Origin of the sequence: Methylobacterium sp. Leaf361 (assembly GCF_001424445.1) — a bacterium.
Classification (GTDB): Bacteria; Pseudomonadota; Alphaproteobacteria; order Rhizobiales; family Beijerinckiaceae; genus Methylobacterium.
The window spans coordinates 1-14,757 of the sequence record NZ_LMPY01000089.1 but is presented as its reverse complement, the minus strand read 5'-3'; the positions used below and the strand labels follow the sequence as shown (position 1 = coordinate 14,757).

20 protein-coding genes are annotated in these 14,757 nt (G+C 69.2%); 7 read left to right on the top strand and 13 right to left on the bottom strand.

Annotation, left to right across the window (positions count from 1 at the left end):
* The first annotated feature begins 6 nt into the window (after positions 1-6).
* From flgB to ASG32_RS31120, 7 genes are all read left to right on the top strand, one after another.
* The gene (flgB, locus tag ASG32_RS31150; RefSeq protein ID WP_056533882.1) at positions 7-408 is read left to right on the top strand and encodes a flagellar basal body rod protein FlgB; all 402 of its coding nucleotides are present in this window, start codon (positions 7-9) and stop codon (positions 406-408) included.
* 65 nt (positions 409-473) lie between these two features.
* A complete protein-coding gene (gene flgC / locus ASG32_RS31145; protein ID WP_020094248.1) occupies positions 474-881 on the top strand; it encodes a flagellar basal body rod protein FlgC in 408 nt (135 codons plus the stop codon).
* A 44-nt stretch (positions 882-925) separates the two neighbouring features.
* On the top strand, positions 926-1,240 hold the full coding sequence (gene fliE, locus ASG32_RS31140) for a flagellar hook-basal body complex protein FliE (protein ID WP_012319201.1): 315 nt from the start codon (positions 926-928) through the stop codon (positions 1,238-1,240).
* A gap of 48 nt (positions 1,241-1,288) precedes the next feature.
* The gene (fliQ, locus tag ASG32_RS31135; protein WP_012319200.1) at positions 1,289-1,555 is read left to right on the top strand and encodes a flagellar biosynthesis protein FliQ; all 267 of its coding nucleotides are present in this window, start codon (positions 1,289-1,291) and stop codon (positions 1,553-1,555) included.
* A 49-nt stretch (positions 1,556-1,604) separates the two neighbouring features.
* On the top strand, positions 1,605-2,366 hold the full coding sequence (gene fliR / locus ASG32_RS31130) for a flagellar biosynthetic protein FliR (protein WP_042675345.1): 762 nt from the start codon (positions 1,605-1,607) through the stop codon (positions 2,364-2,366).
* Between the two features lie 53 nt (positions 2,367-2,419).
* Complete coding sequence (gene flhB / locus ASG32_RS31125) at positions 2,420-3,487, top strand: flagellar biosynthesis protein FlhB (RefSeq protein WP_056533880.1); 1,068 nt, start codon at positions 2,420-2,422, stop codon at positions 3,485-3,487.
* 179 nt (positions 3,488-3,666) lie between these two features.
* Complete coding sequence (locus ASG32_RS31120) at positions 3,667-6,462, top strand: PAS domain-containing sensor histidine kinase (protein WP_082558137.1); 2,796 nt, start codon at positions 3,667-3,669, stop codon at positions 6,460-6,462.
* A 119-nt stretch (positions 6,463-6,581) separates the two neighbouring features.
* On the opposite strand, the gene recA is transcribed toward ASG32_RS31120, so the two are convergent.
* From recA to tuf, 13 genes are all read right to left on the bottom strand, one after another.
* The gene (gene recA / locus ASG32_RS31115; protein WP_026605101.1) at positions 6,582-7,673 is read right to left on the bottom strand and encodes a recombinase RecA; all 1,092 of its coding nucleotides are present in this window, start codon (positions 7,671-7,673) and stop codon (positions 6,582-6,584) included.
* A gap of 486 nt (positions 7,674-8,159) precedes the next feature.
* Positions 8,160-8,423 (bottom strand): 30S ribosomal protein S17, encoded by a 264-nt coding sequence (gene rpsQ / locus ASG32_RS31110; protein WP_020094254.1) that lies wholly within the window; start codon positions 8,421-8,423, stop codon positions 8,160-8,162.
* A gap of 21 nt (positions 8,424-8,444) precedes the next feature.
* Positions 8,445-8,660: a 50S ribosomal protein L29 gene (rpmC, locus tag ASG32_RS31105; RefSeq protein WP_020094255.1), complete on the bottom strand. Its 216-nt coding sequence runs from the start codon at positions 8,658-8,660 to the stop codon at positions 8,445-8,447.
* Positions 8,661-8,672: 12 nt separating this feature from the next.
* Positions 8,673-9,086: a 50S ribosomal protein L16 gene (gene rplP, locus ASG32_RS31100; RefSeq protein WP_012319193.1), complete on the bottom strand. Its 414-nt coding sequence runs from the start codon at positions 9,084-9,086 to the stop codon at positions 8,673-8,675.
* A gap of 11 nt (positions 9,087-9,097) precedes the next feature.
* Complete coding sequence (gene rpsC, locus ASG32_RS31095; RefSeq protein ID WP_012319192.1) at positions 9,098-9,844, bottom strand: 30S ribosomal protein S3; 747 nt, start codon at positions 9,842-9,844, stop codon at positions 9,098-9,100.
* A gap of 10 nt (positions 9,845-9,854) precedes the next feature.
* A complete protein-coding gene (gene rplV / locus ASG32_RS31090; RefSeq protein WP_012319191.1) occupies positions 9,855-10,241 on the bottom strand; it encodes a 50S ribosomal protein L22 in 387 nt (128 codons plus the stop codon).
* 1 nt (position 10,242) lies between these two features.
* A complete protein-coding gene (gene rpsS / locus ASG32_RS31085) occupies positions 10,243-10,521 on the bottom strand; it encodes a 30S ribosomal protein S19 (protein ID WP_012319190.1) in 279 nt (92 codons plus the stop codon).
* 5 nt (positions 10,522-10,526) lie between these two features.
* On the bottom strand, positions 10,527-11,363 hold the full coding sequence (gene rplB / locus ASG32_RS31080) for a 50S ribosomal protein L2 (RefSeq protein ID WP_020094256.1): 837 nt from the start codon (positions 11,361-11,363) through the stop codon (positions 10,527-10,529).
* A 25-nt stretch (positions 11,364-11,388) separates the two neighbouring features.
* Positions 11,389-11,685 (bottom strand): 50S ribosomal protein L23, encoded by a 297-nt coding sequence (locus ASG32_RS31075; protein ID WP_020094257.1) that lies wholly within the window; start codon positions 11,683-11,685, stop codon positions 11,389-11,391.
* On the bottom strand, positions 11,682-12,302 hold the full coding sequence (gene rplD, locus ASG32_RS31070; protein WP_020094258.1) for a 50S ribosomal protein L4: 621 nt from the start codon (positions 12,300-12,302) through the stop codon (positions 11,682-11,684). Before rplD ends, ASG32_RS31075 begins: the two co-directional genes overlap by 4 nt.
* Positions 12,302-13,027, bottom strand: coding sequence for a 50S ribosomal protein L3 (rplC, locus tag ASG32_RS31065; RefSeq protein ID WP_020094259.1), 726 nt, complete (start codon positions 13,025-13,027; stop codon positions 12,302-12,304). The genes rplD and rplC overlap by 1 nt, the downstream gene beginning before the upstream one ends.
* A gap of 51 nt (positions 13,028-13,078) precedes the next feature.
* Positions 13,079-13,387 carry a 30S ribosomal protein S10 gene (gene rpsJ, locus ASG32_RS31060; RefSeq protein WP_007569268.1) on the bottom strand — a complete coding sequence of 103 codons (309 nt, stop codon included), beginning with the start codon at positions 13,385-13,387 and terminating at the stop codon, positions 13,079-13,081.
* Between the two features lie 179 nt (positions 13,388-13,566).
* Complete coding sequence (tuf, locus tag ASG32_RS31055; protein WP_020093754.1) at positions 13,567-14,757, bottom strand: elongation factor Tu; 1,191 nt, start codon at positions 14,755-14,757, stop codon at positions 13,567-13,569.

Below are 14,757 nucleotides of genomic sequence, written 5' to 3'. Positions count from 1 at the left end.
GCGACCATGGCCCTCACCGATCTGCCCGTGCTGAGCATGCTGCGCACGCGGATGCAATGGGCGCAGGCGCGCCAGGGCGTGATCGCCGAGAACGTCGCCAACGCCGACATGCCGGGGTTCAAGCCCCGCGACCTCGTGGAGCCGCGCTTCGATCGGGCGACCGGCGCCCTCGCCACCAGCGGCTCCGGCCTGACGCTCACGAGCGCGGGCCACATGGCGCCGCCTGGCCAGACGGTCGGAGCCGACTCCAAGCGCGCCAAGGGCTTCGAGGTCCGGCCCAGCGGCAACGGCGTCAACCTCGAGGACGAGATGATGAAGGCCGGCGAGAACCAGGCGGACTACCAGCTCGCCGCCTCGCTGTACCAGCACAGCCTGACCACCCTGAAGATCGCGATCGGCAAGAGCTGACGCGCGACGGCCGAATGTGGAGCGCCGACGGCCGCGGAGTCGCGGCAGCGGGAGGGTCCTGAGCCATGGAATTCACGAAGTCGCTGGCGGTGGCGGCCGCGGGCCTCAAGGCCCAGTCGGGCCGGATGCGCATCATCGCCGAGAACATCGCCAACGCCGATTCCGCGCCGGCCTCCGCCGGGGCGCAGCCCTACCGCCGCAAGATCCCGACCTTCACCAGCCACCTCGACGACGAGACCGGTGCCAAGCTCGTCGAGGCTGGCCGCGTCAGGCGCGACCCGTCGGCCTTCCGGACCAAGTACGAGCCCGGCAACCCCGCGGCCGACGCCCAGGGCGTGGTGCAGATGCCCAACGTCAACGCGCTCATCGAGAACATGGACCTGCGGGAGGCCCAGCGCTCCTACGAGGCGAACCTCAACATGATCAGCGCCACCCGCAAGATGCTGGCGCAGACCCTCGGCATCCTGAAGTGACCCCCGAAGCCCGCGGCAGGACCGCTTAGCAAGGACGCATGGCGATGGCTTCGAGCAACTTCGCGGCGGGTGCCTACGCGGCCGTCCAGGGCCTCGCCGGCGGCCGGCCCGCCCCCCGGGTGCAGCCGACGACCGGCACCGGCACCGACTTCATGCAGATGCTCGGGCAGACCCTGGACAGCGTCGGCGATGCGGGCCGTCGGGCCGATTCCCAGGCCGTCTCCGCGGCCGCCGGCAAGGCCAACGTCGTGGACGTGGTCACCGCGGTCGCCGAGAGCGAGACCGCCCTGCAGACCATGGTAGCGGTGCGCGACCGCATGATCTCCGCCTACGAGGAGATCATGCGGATGCAGATCTGACCGGCCGACCGTTTCGCCGCCCGCTCCCCCCGCACAGATCGCACCCCCATGACCGGCCTCGCCATCCTCGACATCGCCCGCGACGGCATCTTCGTGTTCCTCAAGGTGGCCGGGCCCCTGATGCTGGTCGCGCTCGCGGTCGGCCTCGCCGTGTCCCTGGTCCAGGCCCTGACGCAGATCCAGGAGCAGACGCTGATCTACGTGCCCAAGGTCGTGGCGGTGTTCGCCGCGCTCCTGCTGATGCTGCCCTTCATGGGTGACGCCATGGCCGGCTACATGACTCGCATCGCCGCCCGCATCGCGGCCGGCGGCTGATGCGCGCCGGCCGGGACAGGCGCGGCCGCCGCGTGCCATAGGGGCCGCGATGAACCTGCTCCTGCCCGGCATCGCCTCGGCCTACCTGATCACCTTCGCGCGCATCGGCACGCTGATCATGCTGATGCCGGGGATCGGCGAGCAGACGGTGTCGCCGCGCCTGCGCCTCGCCTTCGCGCTGCTCACGTCCCTGGTGCTGTTCCCGACCGTGCGCCCGCTGCTCGGCGGCACGGAGGGCGTGGCCGGCCCGCGGCTGATCGGGCTCCTATTCGGCGAGACGATCATCGGGCTGGTGCTCGGCCTCACGGTGCGGATGATCCTCGCCGCCCTTCAGACCGCCGGGGTGATCATCTCGGCGCAGGTCGGGCTGTCCTACGCGATGACGGTGGATCCGAGCCAGGGCGGCCAGCAGGTGGCGATCGGCAACTTCCTGTCGTTGCTCGGGATCACGCTGATCTTCGCCGCGGACCTGCACCATCTCGCCATCGAGGGCGTGGCCCGCAGCTACGTGGTGCTGCCCCCCGACGGCGTGCCGTCCTTCTCGGACGCGCTGATGCTGGCCACGAAGGCGCTCGCCCGGGGCTTCACCCTGGCGGTGCAGATCGCCGGCCCGTTCATCGCCTTCGGGATCCTGTTCAACCTGGGTCTCGGCGTGCTGTCGCGGCTGATGCCCCAGATGCAGGTGTTCTTCCTGGCGGTCCCGGCCTCGGTGCTGATCGGCATGCTGCTGCTGATGGGCTGCCTCGGCGTCATGATGGGCGTCTTCCTGGACGACCTGGGCCGGTATCTCGGGGATTACGTCGGCCGCTGAGCGGCCGGATCGCCCATACCCCGACGATGTCCCCGCTCTGAGCCCGACGCGCGATGGCCGACGATACCGACGACGAGGACAAGACCGAGGAGCCGTCCCAACGACGGCTCGATCAGGCGATCGAGCGCGGCGACGTCGCGACCAGCACCGAGATCAACACCTTCGCGATACTGGCCGCGTTCACCCTGGCGCTGCTGGTCGCGGCCCCGACCATCGCCTCGAACCTGCTGCACGGGCTCAAGGCCTACCTCGCCAACGCCCATACCCTCCCGGACGACGCCACGGCCATGAAGGCGGCCATGACGCGCGGCCTGTGGCTGTGGCTCCAGGCGGTGGCGGTGCCGGTCGGGCTGGCGGTCGTGGCCGGGCTGGCCGCGGGGCTCCTGCAGCACCCGCTGGTCTTCTCCGCCGAGACGCTGATGCCGAAATTCTCGCGCCTCTCGCCGATGGCGGGCGTGAAGCGGCTCCTCGGCGTCGAGGCCCTGTTCCAGTTCGGCAAGGGGCTGGCGAAGATCGCCGCCGTGGGCGTGGTCGGCGCGGTGATGCTGTGGAACGACCGCGACCGGCTGGAAGTGTTCGCCCAGCTGGACCCGGCCGCCTCCATGCCGGCGATCCTGTCCCTCAGCCTGAAGCTGCTCGCCGGCATGCTGTGCATGCACCTCGCGATCACCCTCGGCGACGCGCTCTACGCGCGGTTCCGCTGGCGCAAGCGCCACCGGATGTCGAAGGAGGAGCTCAAGCAGGAGATGAAGGAGTCGGAGGGCAATCCCGAGGTGAAGGGGCGCCTGAAGCAGCTCCGGATGGCCCGGGTGAAGAAGCGCATGATGGCCGCGGTCCCCACTGCCACCGTCGTGGTGACGAACCCCACCCACTACGCGGTGGCGCTGCGCTACGAGACCGGCATGGCCGCGCCGGTCTGCGTGGCCAAGGGCGTCGACGCGCTCGCCCTGCGCATCCGCGCGGTGGCGGCCGAGCACGGCGTCGCGGTGATCGAGAACCCGCCGCTCGCCCGGGCGCTCCACGCCACCGTGGAGATCGACCGGGAGATCCCGGCCGAGCACTATCGCGCGGTGGCGGAGGTCATCGGGTTCGTGCTGCGCCTGCGGAGACGGGCAGCGTAGCCCCGCGCGATCCGCGCGCCGCGCCGTCTCGCCGAACGCCCGGTGGGGCGAAAGCCACGCTTCCTCCACCTTTTTTCGCGAGGCTGTGTCAAGGCTTGGCGCGACGAGACTGATGCCGCGCCCCGCATGTCCTGATATGGCCGGCGGACTAACCGGGTGACTGTTCTGGAATGAAGCCGATGGCCGACGTCACTGGACCTCCGGCGCCCGCCGCGGGCCCGCAGAATTCGGGTCCCCCGGTCGCGCAGGCCTCGTCCCTGCTCGGAACGGGCTCGATCGACCGCTCGGAACAGCCGGGCCGGGTCGGCCTGCTCCTCGTGCTCGCCGGCCTGCTGGTCGGCGCGGCCATCGGCCTGTCCTTCGTGGCCAACGAGCAGGCCCAGTCGCTGATCGTCTGGCTGCTGGCCCTGCTGGCCATGGCGGGCGTGTTCTTCCTGTTCGCCCTCGCCATCGGGGCGCTCCAGCTCAGCGGCAGCGCCGCCCGGGACGACATCACCAAGGGCATCGTCGACGCCTCGCCGGACGGCCAGCTGGTCGTCGAGGACGGCGGCCGGCTGATCTACGCCAACGAGGCCTATCTCCGGATCGCCAGCGGCGACACCTTCTCCAACCTCGTGCCGGTGGAGCGCATCCTCGTCGGCTCGCCGGAGGTCTCCGAGGCGGTCTACCGCCTGTCGCAGGCCTCGCGCGACGCCCGGGCCCACACCGAGGAGGTGCGGATGTCGCCGCCCCTCGGCCCCACGGCCGGCGAGCGCGGCTTCGGCTGGTACCGGGTCTCGGTGCGGCCCCTCGCGCGCCCGCGCCGGGCGGCCTCCCTCTGGACGGTGGCCGACATCACCGCCGAGCGGGAGCGGCAGGAGAACGTCTTCCAGGAACTCCAGCACGCCATCGACTACCTCGACCACGCCCCGGCGGGCTTCCTGTCGATCGATCCGGCGGGCGCCATCGTCTACATGAACGCGACCCTGGCGGCCTGGCTCGGCTACGACCTCGCCAGCGTCGGCCCCGGCGGCCCGCACCTCACCGAGATCGCCCCGGAGGCGGACGTGCTGGTGCGCACGGCCGGCCTGCCGGGCGAGGTCCGCACCGACCGCTTCGACCTCGACCTGCGCCGCCGCAACGGTCACACCCTGCCGGTCCGGCTCTACCACCGGGTCGCCTTCGGCAAGGACGGCAAGCCCGGCTCGTCGCGGACCTTCGTGATCAACCGCTCCGCCGGGGCCGAGACCGACGAGCCGCAGCGCGCCGCCGAGGTCCGGCTCGCCCGCTTCCTCAACAACTCGCCGATCGCCATCGCGACCCTCGACAGCGGCGGCCGGATCGCCCGCGCCAACGCCTCGTTCACGCGCCTGTTCGGCACGGTACCGCGGCAGGCCGACGACGGCGCCCCGGACGGGGAGGGTGTCCCGCGGGTCGAGCCCAACGTCGCCGACTCGGTGGCCGACCGGACCGCCCTGGAGGCCGGGCTCGCCCGCGCCGCGAGCGGGCGGACGGATCCGGAGCCCATCGAGGTCCAGCTCAACGGGCCCGGCGGCCGCTCGGCCCGGGTCTGGCTCAGCCCGGCCGACGGCGGCGATGCCGGCCAGCAGACCGACGAGGCCGAGCGGGTGATCCTCTACGCCCTCGACACGACGGCGCAGCGCCAGCTGGAGCAGCAGGTCGCCCAGGCCCAGAAGATGAACGCGGTCGGCCAGCTCGCCGGCGGCATCGCGCACGACTTCAACAACGTCCTGCAGGCGATCATCGGCTACTCGGACCTGCTGCTCGCGAGCCACCGGCCGACCGACCCGGCCTTCCAGGACATCATGCAGATCAAGCAGAACGCCAACCGGGCGGCGGGCCTCGTCCGCCAGCTCCTGGCGTTCTCCCGCCGGCAGACGCTGCGCCCGGAGGTGATGAATGTCGGGGAGGCGCTCTCCGAGCTGACCCTCCTCCTCAAGCGGCTGCTCGGCGAGCGCGTCGCGCTGGAGCTGAAGCACGGCCGCGAGGTCTGGCCCGTGAAGGCCGACGTCAATCAGTTCGAGCAAGTGATCGTCAATCTCGCGGTCAACGCCCGCGACGCCATGCCGGAGGGCGGCAAGCTGATGATCCGCACCGAGAACGTCTCCGATCCGGGGGCGGCCGCCGGTGCGGAGGGGCGCGGCGGGGCGCCGGCGGGCGACCACGTGCTGATCGAGGTGCGCGACACCGGCCAGGGCATCCCGCCCGAGCTGATGGAGAAGATCTTCGAGCCGTTCTTCACCACCAAGGAGATCGGCAAGGGCACCGGCCTCGGGCTCTCGACGGTGTTCGGCATCGTCAAGCAGTCCGGCGGCACCATCGACGTGCAGTCGAAGGTCGGGGAGGGTACGGCCTTCCGCATCTACCTGCCGCGTCACGTGCCCGTGGCGGAGCCCGAGGAGGTGCCGGTCGCGGCGGCCGAGCCGGCACTGCCGCGCGCGGAGCCGCTCGCGCCGGCTTCCACCACCGCCCATCCCGATTCCGGGTCGGACGCCAAGCCGGTCACCGCGCCGGCCGCGGGCGGCGACGCCGCTGTGCCGAAAGGGGAGACGCCGCCCGCCAAGGTCGACAAGCCGGCGCCGCGCAAGCCCGCCGCCGATCATACGGGGCAGGGGACCATCCTGCTCGTCGAGGACGAGGACCCGGTGCGGGCGGTCAACAGCCGGGCGCTCTCGGCCCGCGGCTACACGGTGCTGGAGGCGGCCTCGGGCCTCGAGGCCCTGGCGATCGTCCGCGAGGGCGCGCAGACCATCGATCTCGTCGTCTCCGACGTGGTCATGCCCGAGATGGACGGCCCGACGCTCCTGCGGGAGGTGCGCAAGCATCAGCCCGACCTGAAGGTGATCTTCGTGTCCGGCTACGCCGAGGACGCGTTCCGCAAGAACCTGCCCGAGGGCGAGACCTTCAACTTCCTGCCCAAGCCCTTCAGCCTGAAGCAGCTCGTCGAGACCGTGAAGAAGACGATGGCGGACTGACCGGCCCCTCGCTTCCGCTCACCGTCGCTCAACGAAGAGCGGCCCCGGAGAGACTCCGGGGCCGCTCTTCGAACGTCGCAGGTCCACCGCGCGCCGTCGCCGGCCCGCGGCGGCGCGGCCTAGGCCTCGCCCTCGTCGAGATCGTCCGCCGTCGGGGCGGCGTTCTCCAAGATCTTCTCGGCGACCAGACCGGAATTCTGCCGGATCGAGCCCTCGATCTCGGCGGCGATCTTCGGATTGTCGCGCAGGAAGCCCTTCGAGTTCTCGCGACCCTGGCCGAGGCGCTGGCTGTTGTACGAGAACCAGGCGCCGGACTTCTCGACGATGCCGGCCTTCACGCCAAGGTCGATCAGCTCGCCGACCTTCGACACGCCCTCGCCGAACATGATGTCGAACTCGACCTGCTTGAAGGGTGGCGCGACCTTGTTCTTCACCACCTTGACGCGGACCTGATTGCCGATCGCCTCGTCGCGGTCCTTCAGGGTCGAGATGCGGCGGATGTCGAGGCGCACCGAGGCGTAGAACTTGAGGGCGTTGCCGCCCGTGGTCGTCTCGGGGCTGCCGTACATGACGCCGATCTTCATCCGGATCTGGTTGATGAAGATGACCATGCAGTTCGAGCGCGAGATCGAGCCGGTCAGCTTGCGCAGGGCCTGACTCATCAGGCGGGCCTGAAGGCCCGGCTGGCTCTCGCCCATCTCGCCCTCGATCTCGGCCCGCGGGGTCAGCGCGGCCACCGAATCGACCACCAGCACGTCGATGGCGCCCGAGCGCACCAGCGTGTCGGTGATCTCGAGCGCCTGCTCACCCGTGTCGGGCTGGGAGATCAGTAGGTCGTCGAGGTTCACGCCGAGCTTGCGGGCGTAGACCGGGTCGAGGGCGTGCTCGGCATCCACGAAGGCGCAGACGCCGCCCTTCTTCTGGGCCTCCGCGATCGTGTGGAGCGCCAGCGTCGTCTTGCCGGACGATTCCGGACCGTAGATCTCGATCACCCGGCCGCGCGGCAGGCCGCCGACGCCGAGCGCGATGTCGAGGCCCAGCGAGCCGGTCGAGACGGTCTCGACCTCTTGGACCTTGTCGTTCTTGCCGAGCCGCATGATCGAGCCCTTGCCGAAGGCGCGCTCGATCTGAGCCAGGGCAGCGTCAATGGCCTTGGACTTGTCCTTGTCCACCGGGGGCATGTCGACCACTTTCAATGCGGGCTGGGCCATCTGGCGGGCTCCTTATGAAGGGGTTGGACGCAGTTCACAACGCGCGTCGCCACCGCCTCTATGTACCCGTTTTGTTCTCCGCCAGCAAGGCCGGAACGCCGTTTTGCTGGACGCAAGTCACGAAATCCCGGCTCGAGCCCCGGATGCCCCGCGACAGCAATCCAATCCGGTAATCGCCCGCGAGGACCTGTACGAACGCCGACACAACGCGCCGGACGGGACGACCGCCAGCCGCAATGGCGACGCCTCGCGCGGTCCCGCAGCAGGCTCGGCCCGCCGGCGACCGGGACCCAACCGCCAGACATGTGGCCGAAAACGACGACGCCCGGCACGAATCCGGCTCTCGCGAGTCGAATTGCGTCCGGGCGTTCGTCGTACCGGTCGCCGGGCATCCCCGGGATGGTCACCCCAGAGGAGGCACCATCCCGCGACGCCGCGGGCCGGGATCTGGCGGACGCGGAGACCGCAGCCGCCGGGATCCCGGGATCAGGCGGCCTCGCCGGCCTCGGCCTGGGCGGCCTCGCCCTCGACCAGCTTCCAGGTCTTGGTCTTGGAGAACGGACGGCACTCCTCGATGAACACCGTCTGCCCGACCTTGGCGACGTTGCCCTCGTCGTGCGCGTGGTAGTTCTTCGACCGCCGCACGGTCTTCTTCATCACCGGGTGCGTGAAGCGGCGCTCCACCTTCACCACGATGGTCTTCTCACCCTTGTCGCTGACGACGGTGCCCTGCAGGATGCGCTTCGGCATGGTTGTCTCCTAAAACCCGCCTCAGCCCTTGGCCTGCTGCAGCGTCTTGGAACGCTGCAGAGTCCGGACACGGGCGATGTCGCGACGGACCTCGCGGACGCGGGCGACGTTCTCGAGCTGGCCGGTGGCCCCCTGGAAGCGCAGGTTGAACTGCTCCTTCTTGAGGTTGATCAGCTCGTCATTCAGCTGATCCGGCGACAGCGCCTTCAGATCAGACAGTCTCTGGGTCGACTTCACGATATCCTCCGTTCAGTCGGCGATGCGCTGGACGACCCGCGTGCGGATCGGGAGCTTCGCGGCGCCGAGGCGGAGCGCCTCCTTGGCGATGTTCTCGGCAACGCCGTCGACCTCGAACATGATCCGGCCGGGATGAACCCGGGCCGCCCAGTAATCCGGGGCGCCCTTACCGGAGCCCATGCGGACCTCGGTCGGCTTCGACGACACCGGGACGTCCGGGAACACCCGGATCCAGACGCGACCCTGGCGCTTCATCTCGCGGGTGATCGCGCGGCGGGCCGCCTCGATCTGGCGGGCGGTGACGCGCTCGGGCTCCACCGCCTTCAGGCCGAACTGGCCGAAGTTCAGCTCGAAGCCGCCCTTGGCCGCACCGTGGATGCGGCCCTTGAACTGCTTGCGGAAGCGGGTCTTTTTCGGTTGCAGCATGGCTTCCTACCTTACGCGTGCTCGCGCTCGCGGCGTCCGCGCTCGCGGCCGCCCTCGCCATCGCGCTCACGGCGTCCGCCGGAGCGGCCGCCCTCTTCCTGGGCCTTCTTGTCCTGGGCCATCGGATCGTGCTCGAGGATCTCGCCCTTGAACACCCACACCTTGATGCCGCAGGTCCCGTAGGTCGTGAACGCCGTGGCGGTGCCGTAATCGACGTCGGCGCGCAGCGTGTGCAGCGGGACGCGGCCCTCGCGGTACCATTCCTGGCGGGCGATCTCGGCGCCGCCGAGACGGCCCGAGCAGTTGATCCGGATGCCCTCGGCGCCCAGACGCATGGCCGACTGCACGGCCCGCTTCATGGCACGCCGGAAGGCGACGCGGCGCTCGAGCTGCTGGGCGATCGAGTCGGCCACCAGGGTGGCGTCGATCTCGGGCTTGCGCACCTCGACGATGTTGATGGTCACGTCGGCCTTCGTCATCGTGCCGACGAGCTTGCGCAGCTTCTCGATGTCCGCGCCCTTCTTGCCGATCACCACGCCCGGACGGCCCGAGTGGATGGTGACCCGACACTTCCGGTGCGGGCGCTCGATGACGATCTTGGAGACCGCCGCCTGCTTGAGCTGCTTCATGAGGGCGGCGCGGATCGCGACGTCCTCGTGCATGAGCTTCGCGTAGTCGCCCTTGTTGGCGAACCAGCGGGAATCCCAGGTCCGGTTGATGCCGAGCCGGAGACCGATCGGGTTGACTTTCTGACCCATCAGATCCTCCTCAAGCCGCTTCGGCTTGGCGGACTTCGCGAACCACGATGGTGAGGTTCGAGAAGGGCTTCAGGATGCGCGCGCCGCGGCCGCGGGCGCGGGCGTGGAAACGCTTGAGAACCAGCGCCTTGCCCACGAAGGCCTGGGACACGACGAGGTCGTCGACGTCCAGGTCGTGGTTGTTCTCGGCGTTGGCGATGGCGCTCTCGAGGCACTTCTTGACCTCGGTCGAGATCCGCTTGCGCGAGAACTGCAACTCGGCGAGCGCCGTGTCGACCTTCTTGCCGCGGATCATCTGCGCCACGAGGTTGAGCTTCTGCGGGCTGACGCGCAGCATGCGCGCGACGGCCTTCGCCTCGTTCTCGGGGAGCGCGCGGGGGGTGGCTTGCTTGCCCATCTCAGCGCCTCTTCGCCTTCTTGTCGGCCGCGTGACCCGGGAAGGTGCGGGTCGGCGAGAACTCGCCGAACTTGTGCCCGACCATCTCCTCGGTGACGTAGACCGGGATGTGCTTCTGCCCGTTGTGCACACCGAAGGTGAGCCCGACGAACTGCGGGAGGATCGTGGAGCGGCGGCTCCAGATCTTGATGACCTCGGAGCGCGAGGAGCCCCGCGCCGCCTCGGCCTTCTTGAAGAGGTAGCCGTCGACGAACGGCCCCTTCCAGAGAGAGCGTGCCATAGCGATTACTTCTTGCGGTTGTGGCGGCTGGACAGGATGAACACGTCGGTCCGCTTGTTGGACCGGGTCTTCTTCCCCTTGGTGGGCACGCCCCAGGGCGTGACCGGGTTGCGGCCGCCCGAGGTGCGACCCTCGCCGCCGCCGTGCGGATGGTCGACCGGGTTCATCGCCACACCGCGGTTGTGCGGGCGCTTGCCGAGCCAACGGTTGCGCCCGGCCTTGCCGAGCGAGATGTTCATGTGGTCCGGGTTCGAGACCGCGCCGACGCTGGCGAAGCACTGGCCGTGGACCAGGCGCTGCTCGCCCGAGTTCAGGCGGAGCGTCACGTAGCCCTGGTCGCGGCCGACGATCTGCGCGTAGTTGCCGGCCGAGCGGGCGATCGCGCCGCCCTTGCCGATCTTCAGCTCGACATTGTGGACGATCGTGCCCACCGGCATCGAGCCGACCGGAGCGGCGTTGCCCGGCTTGATGTCGACGCTCTCGCCGGCCACCACCTTGTCGCCCGGCTGCAGGCGCTGCGGGGCCAGGATGTAGCTCTGCTTCCCGTCGGGGAAGTTGATCAGCGCGATGAACGCCGTGCGGTTCGGATCGTACTCGATCCGCTCCACCGTGGCGGCGACGCCGAGCTGCTCGCGACGCTTGAAGTCGACGTTGCGCAGCACGCGCTTGTGGCCGCCGCCGCGGAAGCGGACGGTGATGCGGCCGAGATTGTTGCGGCCGCCGGAGGACGACTTGCCCTCCGTCAGCGCCTTCACCGGCTTGCCCTTGTAGAGCTCACGGCGGTCGACGAGCACGAGCTGGCGCAGGCTCGGCGTGACCGGTTTGAATGTCTTCAAGGCCATCGGCTTGGATCCCTAAATCCCGTCCTCAGAGCCCGGTCGTGACGTCGATCGAGTGGCCCTCGGCCAGGGTCACGATCGCCTTCTTCACGTCGGAGCGCTGTCCGCGGAGACCGCGGAAAATCTTCTTCTTACCCTTGGTGACAAGGGTGTTCACGGCCGTGACCTTCACGTCGAACAGCTTCTCGACGGCCTCCTTGATCTGAGGCTTCGTCGCCTTGGGGGCGACGCGGAAGACGACCTTGTTCTGCTCGGTCAGGTTGGTCGCCTTCTCGGTGATGACCGGGGAGACGACGATGTCGTAGTGGCGCGGATCGGCACTCATTTGAAACGCTCCTCCAGCGCGTCGACGGCAGCCTTCGTCAGGACGAGCGTGTCGCGGCGCAGGATGTCGTAGACGTTGATGCCCTGCACGGGAAGCACGTCGATCTGCGGGATGGCGCGGGCGGCCCGGCCGAAATTCACGTCGACCTCGGCACCGCCGATGATCAGCGCGTTCGAGAGGCCCATCTTGCCGAAGCGCTCGATGAGACCCTTGGTCTTGTGATCCTCGATCTTGATGTCGTCGACGACGATCAGGGTCGAGGCCTTGGCCTTGGCCGACAGGGCGTGGCGCAGGGCCAGGGCGCGGACCTTCTTGGGCAGGTCGTGGCTGTGGTCGCGCGGCACGGGGCCGAAGGCGCGCCCGCCGCCGCGGAACTGCGGCGCCGAGGCCGCGCCGTGGCGGGCGTTACCGGTGCCCTTCTGCTTGTAGAGCTTCTTGCGGGTCCGGTTCACGTCCGAGCGGTTCTGCACAGCGTGGGTACCGGCGCGCCGCTTGGCGAGCTGCCAGCGGACCATGCGCTGCAGCAGATCGGCGCGCGGCTCCAGGCCGAAGATCTCTTCGTTCAGCTCGACCGAGCCGGCACCGGCACCGTCGAGGGTTTTGATATCGAGCTTCATCACGCGGTCTCCTCAGCCGCAGGGGCCTCGGTCGCCGGGGCGGAGGCGCCGTTCTCGCGGAACTTGCCCGGCAGCGGAACGTCGGCGGGGAGCTTGCGCTTCACCGCGTCGCGGATCTGGATCCAGCCGCCGGCGACGCCCGGGACCGCGCCCTCGACCAGAATCAGGCCGCGCTCGGGATCGGTGCGCACGACGCGCAGGTTCTGGGTGGTGACCCGCTCGACGCCGAGGTGACCCGGCATCTTCTTGTTCTTGAAGGTCTTGCCCGGATCCTGGCGGCCGCCGGTCGAACCGATCGAGCGGTGCGAGATCGACACGCCGTGGGTGGCGCGCAGGCCGCCGAAGTTCCAGCGCTTGATACCGCCGGCGAAGCCCTTACCGGTCGTGGTGCCGGTGACATCCACGAACTGGCCGGGGATGAAGTGGTCCGCGGTGATCTCGGCGCCGACCGGGATCAGCGCGTCCTCGGACACGCGGAACTCGGCGAGCTTCTTCTTCGGCTCGACCTTGGCGACCGCGAAGCGACCCCGCTCGGCGGCCGAGACGTTCTTGACCTTGGCCTTGCCGACGCCGACCTGCAGCGCGACGTAGCCGTTCTTCTCGACGGTGCGGTGGGCAACCACCTGGCACTGATCGATCTTGAGCACGGTGACGGGGACATGCTCCCCCGCGTCCGTGAAGACGCGGGTCATGCCGACCTTCTGTGCGATGACGCCTGAGCGCATAGGTTCTCTCCCTCGCGCGATGAAACGGTAAGCTCTAAGTCCTCAGCGGACTCAGAGCTTGATCTCCACGTCCACGCCAGCGGCGAGGTCGAGCTTCATCAGCGCGTCCACGGTCTGAGGCGTCGGATCGACGATATCGAGCACCCGCTTGTGCGTGCGCATCTCGAACTGCTCGCGCGACTTCTTGTCGATGTGGGGCGAGCGGTTCACAGTGAACTTGGCGATGTGCGTCGGGAGCGGGATCGGGCCGCGGATGGTCGCGCCCGTACGCTTGGCCGTGGAGACGATCTCCTTGGTCGACGCATCGAGGATGCGGTGATCGAACGCCTTGAGGCGAATGCGGATGTTCTGACCGTTCATGATCCTGGAACCTTGAGAGGGACGGCGGGGTACGCGAGGCCTTCACCCCGCCGCGCCCTGCTAAGGATGCTTGCTCGAGCTCAGTCGTTGATGGCGGCGACGACGCCGGCGCCGACGGTGCGGCCGCCCTCGCGGATGGCGAAGCGCAGCTTCTCCTCCATGGCCACCGGCACGATCANTCAGTCGTTGATGGCGGCGACGACGCCGGCGCCGACGGTGCGGCCGCCCTCGCGGATGGCGAAGCGCAGCTTCTCCTCCATGGCCACCGGCACGATCAGCGCCACGTCCATGGTCACGTTGTCGCCCGGCATCACCATCTCGGTGCCCTCCGGCAGCGTGCAGATCCCGGTCACGTCCGTGGTCCGGAAGTAGAACTGCGGCCGGTAGTTGGTGAAGAACGGCGTGTGGCGGCCGCCCTCCTCCTTGGTCAGGATGTACGCCTCGGCCTTGAACTTCGAGTGCGGCTTCACCGAACCCGGCTTGCACACGACCTGGCCGCGCTCCACGTCCTCGCGCTTCGTGCCGCGCAGCAGCACGCCGACGTTGTCGCCCGCCTGCCCCTGGTCGAGCAGCTTGCGGAACATCTCCACGCCCGTCACCGTCGTCTTGGTGGTCGCCCGGATGCCGACGATCTCGACTTCCTCGCCCACCTTCACGATGCCGCGCTCGACGCGACCCGTCACCACCGTGCCGCGGCCCGAGATCGAGAACACGTCCTCGATCGGCATCAGGAACGGCATGTCGATCGGACGCTCCGGCTGCGGGATGTAGCTGTCCACGGTCGCCATCAGCGCCAGGACCGCCTCCTTGCCGATCTTCGGCTCCTTGTCCTCAAGCGCCATCAGCGCCGAGCCCTTGGTGATCGGGATGTCGTCGCCCGGGAAGTCGTACTTCGACAGCAGCTCGCGCACCTCCAGCTCGACCAGCTCCAGGAGCTCCTCGTCGTCGACCATGTCGACCTTGTTGAGGAACACCACCAGCGCCGGGACGCCGACCTGGCGGGCCAGCAGGATGTGCTCGCGGGTCTGCGGCATCGGGCCGTCGGCCGCCGACACCACCAGGATCGCGCCGTCCATCTGCGCCGCGCCCGTGATCATGTTCTTCACGTAGTCGGCGTGGCCGGGGCAGTCCACGTGCGCGTAGTGACGGTTCTGCGTCTCGTACTCCACGTGCGCCGTCGAGATCGTGATCCCGCGCGCCTTCTCCTCAGGCGCCTTGTCGATCTGGTCGTAGGCCGTGAACGTCGCCCCGCCCGTCTCGGCCAGGACCTTCGTGATCGCCGCCGTCAGAGACGTCTTGCCGTGATCGACGTGGCCGATCGTGCCAATGTTGCAGTGCGGCTTGGTGCGGGAGAACTTTTCCTTGCCCAT